The organism is Pseudomonas sp. HN2-3 (genome assembly GCF_020691745.1).
Taxonomy (GTDB): Bacteria; Pseudomonadota; Gammaproteobacteria; order Pseudomonadales; family Pseudomonadaceae; genus Aquipseudomonas; species Aquipseudomonas capeferrum.
The window spans coordinates 3,279,045-3,300,345 of sequence record NZ_CP085704.1 but is presented as its reverse complement, the minus strand read 5'-3'; the positions used below and the strand labels follow the sequence as shown (position 1 = coordinate 3,300,345).

Below are 21,301 nucleotides of genomic sequence, written 5' to 3'. Positions count from 1 at the left end.
TTCCGACTACTTTTGATGAGACTGAGCGTAGATCAGTATCCGAGAGTGCGAAGACCTTTGAGCTGGTCGAGGCTACCGTTCAGTGAAGCGGCGGTGGGTACGTTCTCGCGCATGACGACATTGAGCGATGTGAGGTTGCTGACCTGGTTGCCGTTGCCGAGCAACGTCGAGTTCTGCATCAGGCCACCTTGGGCCAGGCGCTGCACGCTAGTGCCCTGGTTGTTGGCGGCATTGATGTTGAGTTGCACACCCACGCCGGTCGAGGAAACGCTCAATGCCCCTGCGCCGTTTTCGCCGACCAAGGTCGAGCCGGCGGCCAGGGCCTGGCCCTGTGGCTGCGCCACGGGCGCCTGGTTGGCCTTGGTGACGTTGATGTCGACGTTGTTGTAGGCGGTGTTGTTGTCGCCCGCTGCGCGCACGACCTGGGTCACGCCTTCGGTAGTGTTGAGCCCGCCACCGCCGGTGACCGTGCCGGTGCCAGCGGCGCTGCTGGCGCTTTGCGAGTGCGCCGCGCCGGTGCCTTTTTCGTCAATCATCGACACGTAGAACTGCGGCTTGATGGTGTTTTGCTGCACTTGCAGGGTGGACGATGCGCCGATCACGTCGCCCTTGGCATTTTGCCAGGTGCTGGTCATGACAATACCAAAGCTGACGATCCGCCCCGGCATCACATAACGACCGCGCAGGTTGGCCAGTTCATGGTCCTTCAGCTCGATGGGTTTGAACGTCTCGGCATGGGTCGGCAGGCTGGCGGCCAGGCATGCCACGACTAGCCAGAGTGGAGTCTTCATTGATTGCTCCCGGAGCGTCATGCTCCCTTATCGTTAGAAGAGTCGTTAGAAGAAGTCGCTTTTGATGAAGCCGAAGTCCATCAGCTCTGCGTCCTGCACCGGGGCGAAATTGTTGACGCGGCCCTTGGCGGTCAGTGGCAGAGGCGGGTCGAGCAAGACATTGTTCTTGTCATAGCCCTGGCCGATCACGGCGAAGATGATGCCGTTCCAGCCTTTGACGAAATCGTCGACCTTGAAGCGCTTGTGGCCCAGTACCGGGTCGCCGATGTACACCCAGCCCTTGTCGACCTTTTGCATGACCACGAAGTGCTTGTAGCCGCGGATGTCCATCAGGACCACGACCGGGATACGTATGCTGGTCAGGGTTTCGGGTGCCACCCGGTAACCGCGGGCGCGCATGCCCAGGCTTTCCACGTAGCGTTTCATGTCCAGCATCGAGAAGCCCTGGGTACGCACCAGGTCCTGGTCCGCGTGCGCCAGCATGCCTTCGATGATGTGTTGTTCGTCCACGTCCAGCCAGTAGGCCTGGCGCAAGATGGTCGCCAGCGCGGCTGCGCCACAACTGAAGTCGGTTTTCTGTTGCACCAGGTCGGCGAACTTGCGCTCGCGAATGCTCTGGATCGGCTTGAATACCACCGCGCCGCCCGGCAGCACGGACAGTGGCATTTGTGCAGCTTCGCTCACGCTGGCCAGGCACAGCAGCAACGCCAGGGCAATAATGCGCATGATCGGATGCCTTCTTGTTCTGTTGAAGAAAGGCCCCCCGAGGGGGGGCCTTGCGTGCACAGCCGTCAGAACGAGGTGTTGGAGATGGCCAGCGAGTTGCTTTGCTGGTTGCCCACACCTGCGGCCACGTTGACGCCGAGGTTGCCGCTGCCACCATTCACCGAACCGCTCAGGGTTGCAGTGTTGGTCACAGGGTTAGCCCAGCCAGTTGGGGTCAGCACCTGGAACGAGACGGTATTGCTCAGGTCGTACGAGCTGCTTTCGCTGTAGGCCTTGGCCACGTCGTTCGAGGTTTGCTTGGTTTTTTCGCCGGATTTTTCGTACGCAGACTCCGAAGCGTTTGCGTAGGAAGAATCGTGGGCCTTCTCATACGAACGGTCGCGCGACTTCTCGTACGAAGAGTCGCGAGACTTGTCGTAAGAAGAGCTGCTGGTTTTGTCGTAGGAAGAGTCGAACGCTTTCTCGAACGAGGAGTCGTAGGCGCTTTCATGCGACTTGTCGATCGAGGCATCGACCGATGCATTGAGCGAACCATCGAAGCTGTCGGTACGCGTACGTTCACGACGGCCATCGTCGGTGGCCACGGTGCGAGTGGCATCGGCGGCGGCAGCAAGCGTAGCGTTCAGGCTGGCACTGCTGGACGAGCTAGCACTGCCGCTGTTGGACCCGCTCGCATTCCAGCCAACGGAGCCGCTGGCATTCGAGTTGTTGGACCCGCTTGCACTGGAGCTATTGGAGCCGCTGGCGTTCGAGCTGCTCGAGCCACTGGAGTTCCAGCCACTGGAGCCGCTGGAGCTTGCGCTTTGGGCGCCCGCCACACTGAAGCTTGAGGACGAGCTTCGGTCATCGCTCGAAGTGAACGTACCGTCGCGCGAGCTCGAACCGCTGGCTGACGTGGTGAAGCTCAGCGTATCCACACGGTAGGTGCGGTCGGCGCTGTTGTTCACGGTCAGGCCAGGGCCGTTCTGGTCGGCAGAAGCGGTGGCGGTGGCATTACCCAATGGCGCATTGGTGTTGGCGATCGCCATGGTGTTTTTCTGTTGGTTGAGGTCGCCGCCCGCAATGTTGACGCCGACGTTGCCGGAGGCGCCATCACCCGATCCGCTCATCACTGCGGAGTTTTGGGTAGACCAGTTGTCGACACGGTTGTTGTCGCTGTGCTGACGGACGTCGGCAGTGGCTTCAGCGGTGCCGAACACGAAGCTGTTGTCCAGGCTCGAGTCGGACGCTGCGTTGGCGATGGCAGCGGCGTTGTCTTGCTGGTTGCCGTTACCGGCTGCCACGTTGACCCCGACGTTGCCGCTGGCGCCGGTGGCCGAGCTGCTCATTTCGGCTTCGTTGATGGTGCCTTGGTTAGTGACCCTGTTGTCGGTGCTGCTCTGGCTATCGAGGGCATTGGCGGTGGCGTACACAGGGATCCTCGTAGGAGGGGGAGTGTGTTGCCCGTTGTTATGGTGACCATTGTGGTGCCCGCCACGCCGGTCGTTCTGATCAGCTTGTACAGCAACAGCCATGACCGCAGCAATTGCGAAAACCAGAGGCTTGATTGCCATCGAGGGTTTCATGGTGATTCTCCGTACTTTATTTAGGTTAAGTGTTGTTCTTAACTGATTGGGTCAATCCGCGACCCGTATGCTCAGGGTGTTGGCCATTCGGTTTCCCACCCCGGCACTCTGATTCACCTGAATCACCCCACGGCTACCGGTGAATGCCTGGTCACTGGTGGTGACCTGGCGATGGCCGGATGCGGCGTCAGTTGGATCGGAGTTGTTGAGCAGCGCCACGTTCTGTTGCATGAGGACGCTGTCGTCGATGCTTTGCGGTTGAGTACTGAGGCTGATGCGCAGTGCGTTGGCTTGCTGGGTGCCGGCCCCGGCGCTCTGGTTGACCCCCAGCGCGCCGCTGCCTTGGCTGAAAGCATCGCCCTGGATGCTTGAGCTGGCATCCATGGCGCGGTCGACAGGGCTGCCGAGCCTTTGCCTTATCTGGGTGGTGGCGCTGGCCTCGTGCCCCACAGCGATGGCGCGGGCGTTGGCCTGCTGCTGCAGGTCGCCGGCCGCCTGGTTGACCGTGAGGTTGCCCTGGTATTGGCTGCCCGAGCTGTCGATGCTGGCGTTGTTGATCACGGGGGACTGAGCGAAGGCTGGCGCACTGCAGAGCGTGGCCAGAAGCAGCAGCGTAGGCCTCATCTCATTTGCCTCCGGTCAAGATTTGCAGCGGGGCCAGGCCGCGCTGGACGCTTGAATTGACCATGTTCGAGATGCCGTTGCCGGAACCTGAGCCACGCCCCCCAGCGAGGTTGGGCAGTTGTGTCTGGTTGGTAAGATTGCCGCCCAGGTTGTTGGTCTGTTGATTGACCAGGGCACTGATGCCAGCACCGCTGCTGATGCTGGCGAAGTCACCGTCGCTCAGTTCGTGGGTCTGTCTGAGGATCTGCGCGGAGGGGTTGGCATTGACGGTGGTCGGGGTGGGGTCGGGAATCATCGGCGGGATGACTGCGTTGCGCGTCTGCACATCGCGGGTAATGATGATGATCCCGTTTTCAGCCTGGGCAGGCTGGGTCAACCCTGACCCCACAACGCATGCGATTAGCAGGAGGCGATGGACGCCTTTATCAAGTATCCCCACGACGGCAATTCCTTCTTTGGCGTGCTGGTCCGATTCAGCGATGCGAAGAAGAGAGCAGAAGCTGTGCCGTGTTTTGAATTTGATTTTGAATCAATGAGTTAGCTCAACACGCTGGGAGTGTTTCGCATTTTCTGTATCAGGGCTGATACAGATTATTCAGGCCGAAGGGGCTGGAGCCAGCATGGGCATGGCTGGGAGGGATTTTTGCAAGGGTGTTTCACGGACTTGACACTGCCCCCGAAACGGGGGAAACCCCCGCATTTGCGGGGACTATCACCCACCTGGGTGTGTCAGGGGCTTAACACTCGGTCGGGCAGGCTGGCGTATCGCTATCAAGCAGCGTAGCCACCGTTTGCAGCGCCTGCAACTGGCGTTGCGGCCAATTGCCATCAATCACCTGAAAAGTGTGCCGGTGGCGCTGCAGCCAGTGCAGGCTGTCGTCGAAAAAGCGCTGGCGATCGGCCAGGTCAGGGTGACAACGCTGGCCATCGGCAACCCAGTCCACCCCTTGCGGGCTCAGTAACAGGTGCAGATCGTAATGCCTAGCAAGCAAGGCCTGTTCCAGCCAGGCCGGGCAGTCGTCGAACAGGGCGCGGCTCCAGAGCATGTTGCTGAGCAGGTGGGTGTCGAGGATCAACAGCTCTGGGGCTTGCGCGCGGGCGCGGTCTTCCCATTCAAGCTGGCCGCGGGCGATAGCGGGGATGTCGGCGTAACAGGTATCACGGCCTTCCTGATCGATGAAATGGCGCACGTATTCGGCCACCACCCGCCCACCGAAATGCGCCTGGAGCACACCACTGAGCCAGCTCTTGCCACTGGATTCCGGCCCGCACAGCACCAGCACCTTCATGCTTGCACCAGTGCCGGGTCACGCCGCCATTCCAGCCAGCCACGCACGGCGATCAGGGTAAGCACCGCGAAGAAGCCAGCGGTGAAGTACAGCTGCTGATGCAGGTACTGGCCGACATAGACGATGTCCACCACCACCCACAAAGCCCAGCACTGCAGGCGCTTCTGGGCCATCCATAGCTGCGCGACCAGGCTGAAACCGGTCAGCGTGGCGTCCAGCCAGGGCAGGGCGGCGTCGGTCCAGTTAGCCATGGCGGCACCCAGGGCGGCGCTGAGCAGCGCGCCGACCGCCAGGCCCGTGAAGAGCGCCTGGGTTTGCAGGCGCGAGACCTGGCGGGCGTCCTGCGAGCGGCCTGGGCGCTTCCACTGCCACCAGCCGTACAGCTGCAATATGGCGTAGGCCACCTGCAGCAACATCCCCGAATACAGTTTTACCTCGAAGAACAGCCAGCCATAGATCAGTACCATGACCAGGCCGATTGGCCAGCACCAGGCGTTCTGCTTGACGGTGAGCCAGACGGCGGTAACGCCGAGTACGGCGGCGATGAGTTCAAGGCCGGACATCGGCGATCCTTGGAGGGGCGAGAAGAGGGGCGCGATTGTAGCTTGTCGAGGGTGCCAGGAGTAGGTGCAGCGCACCTGCAACGCGGCACCCTCAAGGGCAAGGCCTCTCTATACGCGGAACTGCCGCAACAGTTGCTCCAACTCCTCGCTCAACCGCCCCAGCGCCGCCCCGGCATCACTCGACTGGCGCGCCGCTTCGGCGGTCTGCTGGGACAAGCCCGCAGTGTCCAGCACATTGCGGTTGATCTCTTCGACCACATGCGACTGTTGCAAGGTTGCACTGGCAATGGACGCATTGAGCGCAGTCAGGTTATGCAGCGCCTGGCTGATGGCATCCAGGCTGGCACCGGCCTCACGGGCCTGCTCGACAGTCTGGCGCGAGGCCTCGCTGCTGGTGTCGATCGCCCTGACCGCAGCGTCCGACTGGCCTTGCAGGTGCTCGATCATGGTGTGGATTTCAGCCGTGGACTGGGCCGTGCGCTGGGCCAGCAGGCGCACCTCGTCGGCGACCACGGCAAAACCTCGGCCTTGCTCGCCGGCGCGGGCTGCTTCGATGGCCGCGTTCAGGGCCAGCAGATTGGTCTGTTCGGCAATCGAGCGGATCACGTCGAGCACGCCACCAATGCGCGTGCTGTGCCCGGCCAGGTCACGAATCACCTGGACTGCCTGATCGATGGTCAGCGACAGGCGATCGATCTGTTCGAGGCTGCCGTGAATGGCCTGCTGGCCATGCTCCACCTGTTGCTGCGCCGCGCGCATTTCGCCCGCAGCCTGCTCGGCCGTCTTGGCCACGTCTTGCACGGCATAGGTCACTTCGTTGACGGCCGTGGCAACCTGGTCCATCTGTTGTGACTGCTGGGCACTGTGCTGCTGCGCGGCGCCGGCGTTGTCACCGACGTGGCCGGCGGACCGGGCCAGGTCGTGGGCGGCGCCCTGCAATTGACCGACCACGCCCTGCAGCTTGCCGTTGAAGCGGTTGAAGTGCTCGCCCAGGTGGGTGATTTCATCGCGACCGTGGGTGTCCAGGCGCCGGGTCAGGTCGCTTTCGCCGCTGGCGATGTTGCCCATGGCCTGCACGGCCTCTTGCAACGGGCGGGCGATACTGCGGGCAATCAGCATGACCAGCAGTGCCATCAGCAGGGCGATGCCCAGGCCCGCCAGTGAGGCATCGCGCAATTGCCGGGCAAATTCGGCCTGCACGTCATCGATGTACACACCCGAGCCGATGACCCAGCCCCACGGCTTGAACAACTGGATATAAGAGGTTTTCGCTACCGGCTCGCTGGCGCCGGGTTTGGGCCAGCGATAATTGACCGGGCCGGCGCCCTGGCTGCGGGCCAGGCTGACCATTTCGTTGAACACGGCAAAGCCGTCGGGGTCGCGAATGGCAGACAGGTCCTGGCCGTCGAGCTTGGGGTTGGCCGGATGCATGATCATCTTCGGCCCCAGGTCGTTGATCCAGAAATAGTCGTCGTGGTCGTAACGCAGCGCGCGCACCACCTGCAACGCCTGTTGCTGGGCAGCATCGCGGCTCAAGCTGCCGGCCGCTTCCAGGCCCTGGTAGTAGGCCAGTACACCGGCTGCAGTCTGCACCACATGGCGGGTCTTTTCCGCCTTGGCCTGGTACAGGTCGCCGTGGATCTGGCGCAGCATCAGCAGGCCCAGTACCACCAGCATGGCAACCGCCACCAGCAGGATCAGCCATAGACGACGGCTGATCGACATCGATCTCAGGGTTTTCATCCAGGCACTCCCGCCTTGTTCTTGTTCTTCAGGTGCATCCAAGCATGCTTTGCGGCAGGCCCCACCCGACTAATGGCTAAGTGCTAGTCTAGGCGTACTCTGCAACAGGCGGCGCAAGCCATTGCAAAGCCGCTCTGATAGGATTTCGGCCGCGCAAGATGAAACCTTTAGGCAGCGTGAACTTTTCCACTGGCATTGCGCCCAACAGTCGCTGTAAAACAGCCGGGCCGCGTGCGGCAACTTCAAGCAAATCAAGAACAAGGGGCCTGCAAGCAGCAGCGCTCCATCGGGGGAATGATGGATTTTTGGACTGCCATACAGGCAATCATCTTAGGCGTGGTCGAAGGGTTGACGGAGTTCTTGCCGATCTCCAGTACCGGGCACCAGATCATTGTCGCCGACCTGATCGGCTTTGATGGCGAACGTGCCATCGCCTTCAACATCATCATCCAGCTTGCCGCGATCCTGGCCGTGGTGTGGGAGTTTCGCCGCAAGATTCTGGACGTGGTGTTCGGCCTCACCAGCCAGCCCTCGGCCCGGCGCTTCACCGGCAACCTGCTGCTGGCGTTCATGCCGGCGGTGGTATTGGGCGTGCTGTTCGCCGACCTGATCCACGAATACCTGTTCAACCCGATCACGGTGGCAGCGGCCTTGGTAGTGGGCGGTGTGATCATGCTCTGGGCCGAGCACCGCGCGCACCGCGTGGAGGTTGACCACGTTGACGAAATGCGCTGGAGCCATGCCTTGAAGATTGGCTTTGTCCAATGCCTGGCCATGATCCCCGGCACCTCGCGCTCCGGTTCGACCATCATCGGTGGTTTGCTGTTCGGGCTGTCGCGCAAGGCGGCTACCGAGTTCTCATTCTTTCTGGCGATGCCGACCATGGTCGGCGCGGCGGTGTACTCGGGCTACAAGTACCGCGACCTGTTCCAGCCAAGTGATTTGCCGGTGTTCGCCATCGGTTTCGTGACCTCGTTCATCTTCGCCATGATCGCCGTGCGTGCGCTGCTCAAGTTCATCGCCAACCACAGCTATGCGGCGTTCGCCTGGTACCGCATTGCCTTTGGCCTGCTGATTCTGGCGACCTGGCAGTTTGGCTGGGTCGACTGGTCGACGGCGCACAGCTGACATGGCCAGGGCGCAAAACGAGGAGGGCGTACGCAACGTGCGCCTGAAGTTGCTGGTGTTGGGCGTGCTGTGCCTGCTACCGGGCCTGGGTGCGGCGCAGATGGCCTGGAACGATCAGTCCTGGCTGCCCTTGGCGCTGTACCCGGCGGTGAGCCTGATCAGCCTGCTGCTGTACTGGCAGGACAAGCAGCAGGCCCGCACCCAAACGTGGCGCACGCCAGAGAACGTGCTGCATGCCAGCGAACTGTGCGGTGGCTGGCCCGGCGCACTGGTTGCCCAGCAGCTGTTTCGGCACAAGACGCGCAAAGTGTCGTATCAGTTGATGTTCTGGGGGATTGTGCTGCTGCATCAGGTGTTCTGGCTCGATTACCTGTTCCTCGGGCGCCACCTGTCATCTTGGCTCTGACGCCTCGATCAGAGCAGCAGCCCCACCTGCAGGCGCTTCGCCAGCCGCCGCACCACCAACTGGTGCGAGCGCTGCAGCAGGTCGCACAGCTCGTCGCGCCCCATGGGGTAAGGGGGCGCCATGCTGATCCATCGCGCCCGCGCCAGATACGGCGCGGGTCGCACGCCAGGGCGGTCGCAATAGCCTAGAAACAGCTCATCGGCGACCTTGAACGACAACCCTGCACCCGCCAGGTCGAGCACGGCGAACATCTTGTTGCCTGCCACCGAAAACACCCGGATACCGCCCCATTTATAGTCTTCTCGAGCACCCGGCAGGCTCAGGCAGAAGGCTGCCACCTGCGCTTCAGTCATTTTTCGCTCAGACATAACGCTCTCCACAGGCCTCGAACGACGCCGCCAGATGATCGATCCACACGCGCACTGCGGGCAATACACCGCGCCGGTGTGGGTACACCGCCTGCAGATAGCCACCCGGCAGTTGCCAGTCCGGCAGCAAGCGCACCAGCTCGCCACGTTCCAGTTCCTCTTCGCAGAACATGCTGGGCAGCGCAGTGAAGCCCAGCCCGGCGCGTACCGCGGCGTTGCGCACCACGAAGTCGTCGATGGCCAGGCGCGGTTCCAGGGCGATTTCCTGTTGGCGGCCATTGGGCCCGAACAGGCGGAAGTGCACCAGCCGGTCGGCCTCGGCAGCACCCAGCACTGGCAACGAGGCCAGCTCGCCAGGCTCGCGAATGTGATCGGCAAAGCCCGGCGCGGCGACCAGTTGCATCTGGGCCTGGCGTAGCCGGCGCGTGACCAGGGCCGGGTCCTCATCGCCCAGGTCGCGCACACGCAGGGCGACGTCGATACCCTCGGAAATCAGATCGACTCGGCGGTTGAGCAGCACCATGTCCAGTTGCACCAGCGGGTACTGTTCGAGAAAGCGGCTGATCACGTCTGGCAAAAAGGCGTGGGCCAGTGCCACCGGGCAGGAGACTCGCAAGCGCCCGCGCGGCTCGCTGCTCATGCTGGCCACGGCCTCGTCGGCAGCTTCGGCTTCCAACAGCATGGCCTGGCAATGGTGCAGGTAGCGCTCGCCGACGGCGGTCAGTTTCAGTTGCCGCGTGGTGCGCTGCAGCAGGCGTGTACCCAGGCGTTCTTCAAGTTCGGCGATACGCCGCGACAGGCGCGACTTGGGGATGCCCAGCTGGCGCCCGGCCGCCGCAAAGCCACCGGCCTCGACGACGCGGGCGAAATAGAAGAGGTGACCTGTTTTCCTAGAGAAACCATTGATCAAAACTAATATTTCCTTTATCGATCAACGGGATAGAAGGATTTTGCTTTTGACGAATGATCAAAATCAGGACTTTGATCAGGCTCATTGATTGAGATTAGGATAGCCGAGGAGGAGAGGCTGGTGGAGCTCTCCAAATGCTGAAAGCACTGCATTGGCTAAGGACGCAACATCACCTTTTACAGAGGCCGGTCACCACAGCGATCGAACGCATGTGCCAGGTGATCCAACCAAGCCCTGACAGCCGGCAACACTCCACGCCTGTGCGGGTAGACCGCCTGGAGCCACGCAGGGGCGCAATGCCAATCAGGAAGCATGCGAACAAGCTCTCCGCTGGCCAGTTCGCTCTCACAGTGCATTAACGGCAAAACCGTGAAGCCCAGACCACCCAGCGCCGCTTCCTTACGCATGATGAAGTCTTCGACACCCAAACGGGCAGGCATAGCGATCTCGTACCGCTCGCCGGCCTGGTTGAACAAGCGCAGTCTGGCCAGCCGGTCAGAGTCTAAAGCCCCCAGGAAGGGCAGAGCCATGAGTTCTTTGGGGTGACAAACAGGGTGGGCGGCAAGGAAATCTGGAGAAGCCACAACCTCCGTACGAGCCTCACGCAAGCGCTTGGTGACGAGATTTGGCTCTTCATCTTCGGCTTCGCGAACGCGCAGCGCGACATCGATACCTTCATTGATCAAGTCGACTCGGCGATTGACCAATAGCAGATCGAGCTGGACTTGTGGGTACCGGGTGAGGAAATCACGAACCAGTGGATTTAAGAATTGATTCGCCAAACCGACCGGGCTACTCACCCGTAGTGGGCCCCGTGGCTCACTGGTTGCGCTGGCAACCACTTCATCGGCTTGCTCAGCTTCCAAGAGCATTGCCTGGCAGTGGCGCAGGTACCGTTCACCTAAAGCAGTGAGTTGCAACTTGCGTGTTGTGCGTTGAAGGAGGCGAGCGTTGAGCCGCTCCTCCAATTCCGCGATACGGCGGGATAACCTTGACTTTGGGATGCCAAGCAGGCGGCCTGCCGCAGCGAAACCACCAGCCTCCACGACCTTCGCGAAATAGAAGAGGTCATTCAAATTTCGGGGTTCACCAATAGCCACTTTCGGACGACCTTAGGACATAGGGAGCTAGGCATGCAGGGCATGCATTATGCCTGAGTCGTCCTAGGCCTGTATCCGTTCACAATCGGGGTATGAAGGTCAGCCACGCCGCTGGGCTCTGAGTCATGACGCTTGTACGCTGAGCTTCACGACTTCTTCAGGCGATTGCTGACGGTTTGCCGTGAAATCCCCAGCCTCCTAGCCACCTCGGCCTGGCTATAGCCTTGATCGACGAGCTCTTTGATTTGCTCTCTCAACTCCCGGGATGCCGCGACATTTGGGTGTGGCGTCTTCGACGGCAGCGCCGGTATCTCGCTGCAGAGCAAACCCGTGGACTCAGGGTCTTTTACAAGGTGATCCAAAACCTGTTGCGGCGTCTGTCCGCGCTCTGCAGCGTAAGCGACCGTCAGCAAGGTCAAAGGATCCACTCCCAGTGCTTTCGCCAGCTCTTGGCTAACGTCTAGCGTCACAGATCGAGCACCCGCTTCGAGACGACTAATGTAGCTAGGGTCGATGGCCTCTGCCAAATCCTGCTGCGATTACTCGCGGCGGGTACGAAGCAATTGCAAGGCTGCGGCAAAGTTTTCCGGACAGTCCACCTCTGGTGTCTAGATCAGATGACCTTTGACTTCCTCCGTCCCTTGATCTGAAGAGCTGACCCTATGGCCTTTGGGCTGTTCCCATAAGAAAAACCTAAAGGTGCGATTCTGACGGGGAGTGGAAAGAAAATCTCCCGAGAGTACCAACACATCAACGTGTAGCACTAATAACGTCCACAGGGCATTTGCGTGACGCTAATGCCCGGAGCGCCCTGTTTCCGAGGAGTGCCAGTAGAGGCCCATGAAGCCTCCGAAAGAGCCTATGAGCAGTTGTGAGAAGTAAGGCGCCATACCCCCTGCGGCTGAGCCTTTCTAAGCTAATACGTCCCCCGGTGCAGATTAGCGCCGGTCTAGGGGGCTGATGTCGCCAATCCCGATTCAAGAGCTTCAAGTATCAGTTATCGCCGCTGTCGGGCTGCTGGCCTGCGCAGGGATTTCCCGCAAGCCCGGAGATTCTCGTACCGTTCGACGTGATATGGCATCTCCCAGCCGGGTGTCAACTACCCTTAGCTTAGGGATACGTCCGAGGCCATCTTTCAGGATGTTTAGCCCACGTGGAGTCACCCGCTTCTGCTTGTAGGCCAGAGGGCATTACCAGCAATCAGCAAGCAGCAACCCACCTCCCCCCAACACTCCATACGAGAGGATAAGCCATGGCAGATGATTCCAGCTCAAACAAACCTAGCGGTACGGCTAATCTGGTGACCCATTACACCCAGTACAGCGATCTTGAGAAAGAGTATGACCCTGATGTCGCAGCAGGCCTGATGAAGAAGGCTTTGGAGCGTCAGGGGCTGCAGCAGAGCGGGGAGGGGGTTAAAGCGTGGGCGGCCATCAACAATGCGATCGTTACTAAGCCGGTAGACCTCGCCCAGGAGGTTGCTCAGGGTAGCGCTAAGGCTGATGCCGTGGTGCAAGGCCTTTTCAGTTCTGAGCCGGCGGCTGTAGATGCGTCAGCGGGTAATCAGTCTCAGATTTCCAGCGAAGAGATGGACACCGACGATTACGATTTTGAAAATTGCGATGCAGAGGCCGATGAAGAGGCTCAAGAAGACCCTCGACCTTCTCTAAGTGAAATTTATAACATGGACAGTGAGGAAGATGCACAAGACGAGGCGTATGACGACATGCTCAAGCTCATCGAAAAGCCATAGCGCCATAGTATCTGGAGGCTCCTTCTTGGTGTTACATGTAGTGGAAGTGAATCATTGTCCAGTCTTGCATGTGCATTGCAATCCACTGGTTGGAGCTCATCAATATGAGCCCCAACCAGCCTCCCTCACTTCGAGGCGGAAAGAAATCCATTAGTTATAAAGAATTTTGAAATCAAATCCCTGATGACCTCGCGATTCTCAAACGCCTGCTCGATCGAGTACCCCGCCTTCAGTACCTGATCTACTGCCTGATTTTCCACCTGCCTTACGAAGGCCTTAGTTCTTTCCTTGTCAAGACGCAGCTCCGGTAGTGGTTTCCCAGGATTCTCGTACACGAGTCCTTGCATAATGCCGCAAATGCAACTACCAAATCCTTGGGCGTAAACGTGGGATGTGGTTCTCAGATGCTTCGCTAGCAGTTCGCTAAAGTAGCTAATGTCATCCTCACCAAGCAAGGCGCGAAGCTGACCAAAATCAACGTGGATGCCAATGTTTGGATCTTGGCACTCAAACATTGACTGGTATTCTTCAATCGTCCGCTTGCAGGGTGACAGCGCAACGTATGCTTCTTTGCAATGTGCTACCGGCTCATCACAGAGCTGATCGGCGGCCTTACTCGCCTCGTCAACGGATGGGAAAAGAGCCGCAGTGATCGGTCGCATGATATGCCAGGCCTCGTTGTCATCCACATTCATCTCGACGCTCAAGAACCCCCGGAAAGCCTTCAGATCTTTCCAGCTCGTGAAGGCTGTGATGGGCTCTTTGGTGATCGAGAGGAAGGCATTGAAGGCATACAGGCTTCCCCATATACCCACCTGGGCACAGGTGGCATCGACCTTATGCTTGACGGTCTCTTCATTCAGCACGCCTAAGCGACGAAGAGTGCTCCTGTCATGAAGCTTGATTTGCGTGAGAGTGATCATTCTGAGTGATACCTCGTGTTCACGGTGAGGTGGGCTAGATGTCCGTGGATGAACTCAGGGTAGCATGGGTTTTTGATTGTGCTTCCTGCGCGAAAGTTAAGGTGGGAGGTGCGGTTTTCAATATATCAGTAAATCGTCGATCGTAACTTTTGCTCGTTGGATATTTCTGTGTGGTATTGAGCAAAGATATAGCTGTATAAGCAAGGTTGTTTGTGGGGGTAGATGCCTACGTGGAGAATGGCAAGGTGCCGGTAAGTTTGGCGAGCTTAGTAGGCTATAAAATTGCCGTTAACAGCTTTGGGGCGTAACTCAAGTTTTCCAGCAGGCGGGTCGAATTTCAAAGGAGAGATTATGTTGGCAGGAGTTGCGGCGGTGAAAATATTTTGTGCCAACTTGCCGCTCGGAAGGCGCTTGCTGACTCATTGCAAGCGCCATCCTCGCCTCCCATTTTGAACGCTCAAAACGCCGTCTCTCTGACTGTTGCTTAATCGAGAGCCAGCATCTCACCAACTGCCGAAGCCGAAGCCGATGACTGTCGACTGTCGTTAGTGAATGTGCTATGAAATATTAAGGACAACTAGGTCAGCTGGGTTATACAGCACCAAAGACCGTTTCATGGCTAACTGCGATGGAATGATCTCGCGAGCGAAAATGCTCGATAGCTGACTGAAGTCGAACATTAGGCGAGGGTCGTGAGTTTTACGAAACGCTCCTACTATCGAGAGCGCCGATCCCGGGTCTTTAAGACTTGAAATCCATGCCGGATCTAATGCGTTAAACATTTGGCTAGCTGAGCAGTATGCTTTGGAGTACGAATCGCCCTGGTAACCAAATTCGATGTATATGGCGTCCGGGATCCACTCCTGGAATGCCCTGTCAACCTTATAGCCTTCAGGCGAATAATAATCTGGAATTGAGCAAAAGTTAATCAAAGCAGAAATGGCACAGGCGATGTCTTCATTCGTATAGGGGAGATTTCGCATACCGTTCCATGCTTGACGAGCCGTAGATCTCAGCAACGCCTCGTCGACTTCCTCGGGAAGCCCGGTAAAGATCCACTCTACTGCTTGGGCTCGAAGCCCTCGTTGAGTGTTCAGTGCCCCTCTTATCGAATGTTTCACCTGATCGGCAAGACTGGGGGCTGTGGCCCCGTTACGAAGGGGCAAAGGCATATGGCGGCCAACGGTCGAATAAAATTGTTCGTTTGGATTTACTCGCCATGGTTCGAGTGCCTCGTCGCTCCATTGCGCGGTGGGGCTCAGCGGAGCGATGAATGAATCTGAGTCGTAGGTTTCGGGCGTCTCGACATAGATATTGCGGAACAGGCTTTGCTTTCCTTGCTCTTCTGCTATGGCACGGAGCATGGCATGGTTCTCTATGCGTCGCTCATTGAAGAAATACGTGTCGAGTGTTTGCTCCAAGGCGCTCTTGTGTGAAGGGTATATCTGTTCGCGCGATGGGAAGGCTGGAGCACCACTCCATGGGAATACGATTCTATCCATGTCGTAAATCTGATACCATGGATGATTCGCGAACAAGAAGTGACCGTGCTGTGATTCCAGCCTCCAAAGATTAGGGACGTTAACCGTCACTGGCTCTGCAATAAATGCTATTCCTTCAACCGAAGGGGGCAGATGACTATAAAATTCTTTAAGGTCTGAAGTATCTAGGCAGTAGATAACGCAATTGCCAGGCTCCTCGGGTGGAGATTGAGTGTCAGATGCAAAGAAGCCTGCAATTGTAGGTTCGGTGCTAAAGTCAATATAGTTCGTAGGGAATCCATAATGCTGAAGCACAGCGAATAGAGAATCGACGTGCTCTTCCTCTGCAAGATAAGCGAGAGCTGGCTGCTCGATCACCCAGTTCGTGAACCTCAGCAGCTTCTCATCAAGCTGAGATTTAGCGACCGGGTCGTGAAGTACTTTGCGCTCCAGCGACGAACTTGGCATCCACTCGCGGAGCTGTCCTCGAAACCAATCGTAGCGTCCTTCGGCTTTGAAACTCTCAGCAAGCGCAACTGCGTCTTCTACGTTCGCTGCTTTAAATACTGTCATCGATGATATCCATATATCAAATTATGCAGTCGATAGTTTGACCGCCTTGCACCAGTTTGTTCACTAAGCCCGTAACCTGAATTATTTGCCGTGGAGCATCAAGCCACTGCGCGGGTGACTGCTAGCCACGGCAAATTCAGAGTAGGAATTGATCTGGGCCCAAACGCCAGCTTCAGGAGGTTTGTGCGATATCTTCCTCCAGCTCCCGCACCGCTTTACTGGCTTTGATCTCAAAGCGGCGTTCGACCTCTGAATCGCTCAATTTTGCCGCTTCTGCGCCAAGCCACATAGCGAGCCTCTCGCGCTTCTGGGGCACCGTGAGAGCGTCAAGGTTTGGAATGTACCCATCGCCTGCCTTCATGCCTCGTTGAAGCTCGTAATAGGTCTTGATCAGCGACTTTGGGTGAATCTCGCCGCCAGGACAGAATCGATCGGTAAGCTTCCTGATGGTGTGATTCACGGAGCGTAGTTGTGCAGTCGTGGTGATCTGCGAGAAGTAGGCTGCCCAGCCGAGCCGCTTGCCCTTGAAAATGCAACCGGTGATCCTGAGGTTGAGCTTCCATTGGCAATAGGCAAGCGCACGCTCTTTATCTGCCATGCTACGGGCGGTCAGCAACTTGTGACGGTAAGCAGTGAAGATCTTGGCCACCGATGCTTCGAATCTCAGGATGCTCTCGTGACGTATCAGTACGTTGCCGCTCTCAATCTGATAACCCAAGAAACTGAAGGGCTCAGTCAGTGGCGCGACTTTGGATTTCGACTCAGGCCCAAAGTCATGAGGGTTGAGCTTCAACCCCTTTAGCTGGGTAATCAGCTCATTCGCTGTTGAGCGTGCCAAGCCTGCGGGCGCGAGGATCAGGATGTCATCCACGTAGCGCTTGTACCAAATGCCCGGCCTTGATCCAAAGGTGGCATCAATGCTTTGCAAGGCAATCTCTGCAAGTACGTTGGAGATTGCCAGGCCCTGCGGTACGCCAATAGTAGGGCGATCAGCACCTTTACCTCCCCTGGATTCAGGCACAGTGGGCGTGGTGAGGGCGCTGCTGATCAGCTTGCGAAGCTCTGGTTTTCTGATCTTTTTCTTTGTTGCCGAAGCTACAAGGTCATGGGGAATGGATGGATAGAACGTTTTCAGATCGATTTTGGCGTATTCAGCGTAAGCGCCTGAGTCGAGGGCTTTTTTCAGCGAGTCGATGACGGTCTGAGGGAGTGTGAGTTTCGCAAGGGGGAACACGTCAGAGAGGCAATTGCAGAGCGCGCGCAGGACGATACGGTCTCGGGCTGTGGGGATGGATATCTGCCTGGGAAGAGATGATGCCCCTTTGAGTATCAGTTTTTCCTTGTAGGCGGTGAAGCGGTACTCACCCTGGTGAACCTTTTCGTGAATGTGGTCGATTTCCGCACTCAGAATCTTGTTGAGGTTAGCCGGGCGCATACGGTCGAGCCCGATTGCACCAGATTGCTTGATTTTCTCGGTGTAGATTTCCAAAAGGTGCTCACGGCTGAAGCGCTTTTTGAAACTCAGGGCCGCGCTCATGGCTTGTTCCAAAACGAGTAAAGCCCGACTACCACAGGCAGTGCATAAAGCATCGTCGTGATCAAAAAGCGCATCGTCAGCCAGAACACTGCATTGAAGTACTCGAAACCCGTTGGAACTCGACTGGTAAGCCCAGTTGCGAACACCCGCGCTATGCGATCGTCGATCTCTCGATGATTTTCGGACTCAGCGAGCAATTCGTCGTAGCGGTTTACCTGCGCAGGTGTGGGCTTCGGGGCGTCAGGTTCAGATGAGTCGTTGGTCAAATCACGATGAAGCTTCTGCAGCTCCAGATAATTCGTACGCATCAGCATCGCACGACCTCGGAAATCCCGATTCGCTACCGCGAGTGAGATGCCCAGCAGCGCGACGGATAGAATGGTCGCCATGACATCAGTGTCGGGGCCCAGCACTGTGCTGTGTCGTATGGTTAGCACCCCCAGGGCCGTGCTTAGAATCGCATACCAAACCAGCAAGAGCTGTGAGTGAAAGTCCAGCCACTCTAGGCGTTTATGAGCCTGAATTCGCGCCTTGTAAGTGAACCAGACGTTGTCCTTTTTCACGCACATCTCTCCATAGAAAAGGGGAGAAGGGGTGGGAGGATTTGAGTACCGTTGAACATCCCTAATGGGATCAGCGGGCCGAAGCCCAACAGCCGAAACTGTTTATTATCAGAACCGCCCTCGCTTGCGCGAGAGGAAGAGCCCACCCCTCCGCGAGTGATTCTACCGTGCCAGTATCACGGGTGGAACTGGTTCCACCTAACGGGCTAAGCATTTTGTGAAATGCCGGATGAAGGGCACGGACTCAGATTCAGCCGCTGAAAACCAGCTAGAGTACAAATGTACTCTTCTGTGTAAGGTCTGACGCCTAGAGAGGGTGTCAAACTGAAATGCAGGCCGGCGTCGCTTCTACGGGATGCTCATGTACTCCTAATCCGGCAAATGCGTCATGCAGCGTGGCGTGCTGGCTGCTGGCCATCCTTTCCGGATATGCTCCGGCCACAGCATCACATCCAGCCCTACGCGGAGGTGGCCATCGGCCCTGCAGGCTGCAATTGATGCGTAATTGTCGCCTGGGCGCATGTCGAGGCGGGTGGTTCCTCTTCCTGGCCAGGAGGGGGCAGATTCCATGGAGATGGCATGAGCTTTTTTTCGGACGAAGAGATTGATTCACTCAAGATCACACGGATGATCTTGCATGTCGTGGGTACCAAAGACTTCGCGGCCATGCCAGAGCGGGCTCTGGAGGAGGAAGCGTTCTTCATCGGCAAGATCGTGGACATGGCCACCGCGCCGGTGTTCATGTTCAAAGCGGTATCGGTGACCCGTAACGAGGTCGAGGCGATCGCAAGTGAGGACACGTCCTTCGTGGCCGGCGCTCAGGCCCTAGCCGCCAGTTTCAACCGTGCGCACGTGGGTGGCAGTGCTGATGGCGTTCTGTTGATGTTCGAGCTGTCGGTCGCAGACCCGGATGTGAAGATCTATAGCCTGATCAAGTACGACTACAAGCTTGCGTTGGAGCAGAATGATGGTGCTCCAGGAAAGAAGCTGCGGCGTATCGTGAATGCCTTGGTGGACGAGAAGAAGGCCATTCAAAAAACGGCGCTGATTCGGGTGATCAGCGGGGTTGCCGACCAGAACATTTCGGCCACCGACCGCACCAAGCAAGGGGTTGATCTTGCCGACTACTTCGCCGATTTCTTGGCTGTGAGCAGGGCAGTTTCGGACACCGAGCTGAGCGAGATCACCCGCAAAGTCCTCAAGGCGGCACTGCAGACCTGCATTGAGCACCTGCCCGGTCAGGATATAGCCAAGGCGCTGCAGCGGGCCCAAGCCAACCTGGGCACTCGCCGGCGCATTGATGAAGAGGCGATCGTTGAGGCAGTGATGCTGGCAGCGGGGCATCCTGAGGATGAGAAAATCGCCAACCGCCTGGAGCGTGAGACGCGTAGTCGTGTCAGGAAAAGCAAGCTGCACGAGCTGAGCTTCAAGCCTGATCGCCGGATCCTCCGACAGCCCTACATGCGCAAGATCGTCACGGCTGAGGGCGTCACGATTCTCTTCCCCGATCGGAAGGAAAACCCCAACGTCCAGGTGATACAGCTCGACGGAGATAAGAAACAAATCATCGTCGACACAGACCGAGTCAAGGAGGACAGCGTTGTCACACCAAAGCCTGGCCAGCCTGCTTAACGAGCTATCGCGCAAGCGTCAGGCGCTAATCACAGAGGGCAACCTGACGCTCATCGTTTCCGACCTATCTGCGGAAACTGCTCGGTCGATCAAGAAAGCCGCTGTCACTGCTGCCTGGTCATTCACGATCTACGACTGCGCTAGCAGCGAAACTGACGTCGATGATGAGGATGAAGATTTTGGGCCGTTTCGCGTTGAGCTGGAGAAGCCACTTCCGGAAGACCATGTCCAGGAACAGGCCCTCTATGTGGCGACGGAAGTAGGCTTCAAGGCGTTCCTGGTCAATGGACACGCTGCTGCACGTTGGCACCTGCTTGGCCTCACTCAGCCTTTCGTTACCAGAGCGAGGGCATATTGTGGTTGGGGTGAAGAGGGCGACTACACCGAATCACAGGCGACCAAGTCACCCCGCCTCCTGGTGAAAGAATCAGCGACCCTCCGCAAAGTACCGGAGGATGTGCGCCTTTGGTTGCTCGCAGAAGGACATCATCTCGATGAGGCTGATCCTTTACACATGCTCTGGGCAGGTCAGGCATTCGGTGCCCTGAGCCGTTGTTTTGCGAATGAAATCGACACCAGTGGTAGCAAGCTCACCTTCAAGGGGCCGCCCAAGCTCAACCTTGCGATCCCAGAGGCGGTAGAGGGTCATGCTCCCATCTCGCTTAAAGACTTCGAGGTTGTCCAGGAAGCAGCGGCATGGGTGTTCGATAACGCGCGGGAAGCAGAGGTGAAGCACATCCTGTTGTCCGCCGAAATCGCGCGTTCCGGTCGGGCGGACGGGGAGGTACAGGAGTACTTCAGGGAGAACCTGGCCGCTGCCTTGGATTGCGCGAGAATCGCTTATCAGATGGCGGTCTCGGAAATCACCAAGGACACCCTGAAATCCCTGACAGATCTTCGTAAGGCTGTGACGGAGGAAACGTCGAAGGCCACAGACGCGACACGGCAAGCAATCGCAGCGATCTCCACGGCGCTGACCGTTGGCTTGGGCCTCATCGCCGCGAGGCTCACGTTGCAGATCAACCCGTACCTGATCTCGATCGTCATGGCGGTCGCAGTTGGCTACACGGTACTGAACGTGATGTCGGGCCGTAAGTTCATCAATATCCAGCGAAAGCTTCGTAAGGACTGGCAGCCAAAGCTGTATCGCTTTCTGTCTGAAGCCGAATTCAAGAAGATGGTAGGGGATCCGATTGAGCAAGCCGAAGGGCTCTTCTACAAGGTGAGTTGCCGGGGTATTGCGATGCTTGGGGTCGCGGCCCTGGGTATTTCCATATACGCCTTTACCTACAGCGCCCCTGCACCCTCATCGTCGACGTCTGTAGTTCCCCCGCCCCAAGCTCCAGCAGCTCCAGCAGCTCCAACAACCCCACAGCCGTCTGCCAGCGACCCGGCGACTCAGCCTCAGATTAAGTCTCAGCCAGCCCCTACCTCTCAGCCCGAGATTACCCCGCAGCGAGAGCCGGCGCCTCAGCCTGAGATAAGGCCACAGCCAAACCCGGAGCCGAAAGAAAACATCCCGTCGAAACCGTCACAAAAAAGGGAGACTCCCGTCAGGTTCGATCAGGGGATTTATGCTTCCCGTTCGATTACATCCAGCCCTGGGAGGGCTACGTGAAATCTTCC

The 21,301-nt window shown here is 58.0% G+C and carries 21 protein-coding genes and 1 pseudogene; 5 read left to right on the top strand and 17 right to left on the bottom strand.

From position 1 onward, the window contains the following. Positions 1-32: 32 nt before the first annotated feature. From LJX93_RS15015 to mcpP, 8 genes are all read right to left on the bottom strand, one after another. Complete coding sequence (locus LJX93_RS15015) at positions 33-791, bottom strand: hypothetical protein (RefSeq protein ID WP_033698352.1); 759 nt, start codon at positions 789-791, stop codon at positions 33-35. A 45-nt stretch (positions 792-836) separates the two neighbouring features. Beyond that, positions 837-1,517, bottom strand: a complete 681-nt coding sequence (locus LJX93_RS15010) for a C39 family peptidase (RefSeq protein WP_033698351.1) — start codon at positions 1,515-1,517, stop codon at positions 837-839. Positions 1,518-1,582: 65 nt separating this feature from the next. After that, complete coding sequence (locus LJX93_RS15005; protein ID WP_033698350.1) at positions 1,583-3,082, bottom strand: hypothetical protein; 1,500 nt, start codon at positions 3,080-3,082, stop codon at positions 1,583-1,585. A gap of 51 nt (positions 3,083-3,133) precedes the next feature. Beyond that, on the bottom strand, positions 3,134-3,706 hold the full coding sequence (locus LJX93_RS15000) for a hypothetical protein (RefSeq protein ID WP_033698348.1): 573 nt from the start codon (positions 3,704-3,706) through the stop codon (positions 3,134-3,136). Position 3,707: 1 nt separating this feature from the next. Continuing rightward, the gene (locus tag LJX93_RS14995; RefSeq protein WP_033698346.1) at positions 3,708-4,145 is read right to left on the bottom strand and encodes a hypothetical protein; all 438 of its coding nucleotides are present in this window, start codon (positions 4,143-4,145) and stop codon (positions 3,708-3,710) included. Positions 4,146-4,443: 298 nt separating this feature from the next. Next, positions 4,444-4,995 carry an AAA family ATPase gene (locus LJX93_RS14990; RefSeq protein WP_033698344.1) on the bottom strand — a complete coding sequence of 184 codons (552 nt, stop codon included), beginning with the start codon at positions 4,993-4,995 and terminating at the stop codon, positions 4,444-4,446. Further along, the gene (gene pnuC, locus LJX93_RS14985) at positions 4,992-5,558 is read right to left on the bottom strand and encodes a nicotinamide riboside transporter PnuC (RefSeq protein ID WP_033698341.1); all 567 of its coding nucleotides are present in this window, start codon (positions 5,556-5,558) and stop codon (positions 4,992-4,994) included. The genes LJX93_RS14990 and pnuC overlap by 4 nt, the downstream gene beginning before the upstream one ends. 108 nt (positions 5,559-5,666) lie before the next feature. After that, complete coding sequence (gene mcpP, locus LJX93_RS14980) at positions 5,667-7,301, bottom strand: methyl-accepting chemotaxis protein McpP (protein ID WP_033698339.1); 1,635 nt, start codon at positions 7,299-7,301, stop codon at positions 5,667-5,669. 297 nt (positions 7,302-7,598) lie between these two features. Here mcpP and LJX93_RS14975 point away from each other — a divergent pair, with 297 nt between their 5' ends. Then, positions 7,599-8,429, top strand: coding sequence for an undecaprenyl-diphosphate phosphatase (locus tag LJX93_RS14975; RefSeq protein WP_227696136.1), 831 nt, complete (start codon positions 7,599-7,601; stop codon positions 8,427-8,429). A 1-nt stretch (position 8,430) separates the two neighbouring features. Then, positions 8,431-8,835 (top strand): DUF1294 domain-containing protein, encoded by a 405-nt coding sequence (locus LJX93_RS14970; RefSeq protein ID WP_033698338.1) that lies wholly within the window; start codon positions 8,431-8,433, stop codon positions 8,833-8,835. Between the two features lie 8 nt (positions 8,836-8,843). On the opposite strand, the gene LJX93_RS14965 is transcribed toward LJX93_RS14970, so the two are convergent. The 5 genes and pseudogenes from LJX93_RS14965 to LJX93_RS27310 all read right to left on the bottom strand — a co-directional run. Next, complete coding sequence (locus tag LJX93_RS14965) at positions 8,844-9,203, bottom strand: MmcQ/YjbR family DNA-binding protein (protein WP_033698336.1); 360 nt, start codon at positions 9,201-9,203, stop codon at positions 8,844-8,846. Continuing rightward, the gene (locus LJX93_RS14960; RefSeq protein WP_227696135.1) at positions 9,196-10,113 is read right to left on the bottom strand and encodes a LysR substrate-binding domain-containing protein; all 918 of its coding nucleotides are present in this window, start codon (positions 10,111-10,113) and stop codon (positions 9,196-9,198) included. The genes LJX93_RS14965 and LJX93_RS14960 overlap by 8 nt, the downstream gene beginning before the upstream one ends. Before the next feature lie 176 nt (positions 10,114-10,289). Continuing rightward, positions 10,290-11,213, bottom strand: a complete 924-nt coding sequence (locus LJX93_RS14955; protein WP_227696134.1) for a LysR substrate-binding domain-containing protein — start codon at positions 11,211-11,213, stop codon at positions 10,290-10,292. A 146-nt stretch (positions 11,214-11,359) separates the two neighbouring features. Beyond that, positions 11,360-11,632 (bottom strand): helix-turn-helix domain-containing protein, encoded by a 273-nt coding sequence (locus tag LJX93_RS14950; RefSeq protein ID WP_227697309.1) that lies wholly within the window; start codon positions 11,630-11,632, stop codon positions 11,360-11,362. Positions 11,633-11,686: 54 nt separating this feature from the next. Further along, positions 11,687-11,740: pseudogene (locus LJX93_RS27310) on the bottom strand (hypothetical protein); the annotation flags it as partial. 725 nt (positions 11,741-12,465) lie between these two features. Here LJX93_RS27310 and LJX93_RS14940 point away from each other — a divergent pair. Continuing rightward, a complete protein-coding gene (locus LJX93_RS14940; RefSeq protein WP_227696133.1) occupies positions 12,466-12,966 on the top strand; it encodes a hypothetical protein in 501 nt (166 codons plus the stop codon). A gap of 125 nt (positions 12,967-13,091) precedes the next feature. Here LJX93_RS14940 and LJX93_RS14935 read toward each other — a convergent pair whose 3' ends face one another. The 4 genes from LJX93_RS14935 to LJX93_RS14920 all read right to left on the bottom strand — a co-directional run bounded on the left by LJX93_RS14935 (position 13,092) and on the right by LJX93_RS14920 (position 18,043). Then, positions 13,092-13,889 carry a hypothetical protein gene (locus LJX93_RS14935; protein WP_227696132.1) on the bottom strand — a complete coding sequence of 266 codons (798 nt, stop codon included), beginning with the start codon at positions 13,887-13,889 and terminating at the stop codon, positions 13,092-13,094. A gap of 557 nt (positions 13,890-14,446) precedes the next feature. After that, entirely contained in the window at positions 14,447-15,943 is a 1,497-nt protein-coding gene (locus LJX93_RS14930) for an FRG domain-containing protein (protein WP_227696131.1), read from the bottom strand. Between the two features lie 172 nt (positions 15,944-16,115). After that, positions 16,116-17,480, bottom strand: a complete 1,365-nt coding sequence (locus LJX93_RS14925; protein ID WP_227696130.1) for a reverse transcriptase domain-containing protein — start codon at positions 17,478-17,480, stop codon at positions 16,116-16,118. Continuing rightward, on the bottom strand, positions 17,477-18,043 hold the full coding sequence (locus LJX93_RS14920) for an SLATT domain-containing protein (protein WP_227696129.1): 567 nt from the start codon (positions 18,041-18,043) through the stop codon (positions 17,477-17,479). Before LJX93_RS14920 ends, LJX93_RS14925 begins: the two co-directional genes overlap by 4 nt. A 579-nt stretch (positions 18,044-18,622) precedes the next feature. Here LJX93_RS14920 and LJX93_RS14915 point away from each other — a divergent pair. After that, positions 18,623-19,675 carry a nucleoid-associated protein gene (locus LJX93_RS14915; RefSeq protein ID WP_088512242.1) on the top strand — a complete coding sequence of 351 codons (1,053 nt, stop codon included), beginning with the start codon at positions 18,623-18,625 and terminating at the stop codon, positions 19,673-19,675. Then, a complete protein-coding gene (locus LJX93_RS14910) occupies positions 19,644-21,293 on the top strand; it encodes a hypothetical protein (protein ID WP_227696128.1) in 1,650 nt (549 codons plus the stop codon). The genes LJX93_RS14915 and LJX93_RS14910 overlap by 32 nt, the downstream gene beginning before the upstream one ends. Positions 21,294-21,301: the final 8 nt, after the last annotated feature.

Coding starts and splice junctions, on each gene's coding strand:
- LJX93_RS15015 (WP_033698352.1), bottom strand. CDS start 791: ATGAAGACTCCACTCTGGCTAGTCGTGGCATGCCTGGCCGCCAGCCTG.
- LJX93_RS15010 (WP_033698351.1), bottom strand. CDS start 1,517: ATGCGCATTATTGCCCTGGCGTTGCTGCTGTGCCTGGCCAGCGTGAGC.
- LJX93_RS15005 (WP_033698350.1), bottom strand. CDS start 3,082: ATGAAACCCTCGATGGCAATCAAGCCTCTGGTTTTCGCAATTGCTGCG.
- LJX93_RS15000 (WP_033698348.1), bottom strand. CDS start 3,706: ATGAGGCCTACGCTGCTGCTTCTGGCCACGCTCTGCAGTGCGCCAGCC.
- LJX93_RS14990 (WP_033698344.1), bottom strand. CDS start 4,995: ATGAAGGTGCTGGTGCTGTGCGGGCCGGAATCCAGTGGCAAGAGCTGG.
- pnuC (WP_033698341.1), bottom strand. CDS start 5,558: ATGTCCGGCCTTGAACTCATCGCCGCCGTACTCGGCGTTACCGCCGTC.
- mcpP (WP_033698339.1), bottom strand. CDS start 7,301: ATGAAAACCCTGAGATCGATGTCGATCAGCCGTCGTCTATGGCTGATC.
- LJX93_RS14975 (WP_227696136.1), top strand. CDS start 7,599: ATGGATTTTTGGACTGCCATACAGGCAATCATCTTAGGCGTGGTCGAA.
- LJX93_RS14970 (WP_033698338.1), top strand. CDS start 8,431: ATGGCCAGGGCGCAAAACGAGGAGGGCGTACGCAACGTGCGCCTGAAG.
- LJX93_RS14965 (WP_033698336.1), bottom strand. CDS start 9,203: ATGTCTGAGCGAAAAATGACTGAAGCGCAGGTGGCAGCCTTCTGCCTG.
- LJX93_RS14940 (WP_227696133.1), top strand. CDS start 12,466: ATGGCAGATGATTCCAGCTCAAACAAACCTAGCGGTACGGCTAATCTG.
- LJX93_RS14935 (WP_227696132.1), bottom strand. CDS start 13,889: ATGATCACTCTCACGCAAATCAAGCTTCATGACAGGAGCACTCTTCGT.
- LJX93_RS14930 (WP_227696131.1), bottom strand. CDS start 15,943: ATGACAGTATTTAAAGCAGCGAACGTAGAAGACGCAGTTGCGCTTGCT.
- LJX93_RS14925 (WP_227696130.1), bottom strand. CDS start 17,480: ATGAGCGCGGCCCTGAGTTTCAAAAAGCGCTTCAGCCGTGAGCACCTT.
- LJX93_RS14915 (WP_088512242.1), top strand. CDS start 18,623: ATGAGCTTTTTTTCGGACGAAGAGATTGATTCACTCAAGATCACACGG.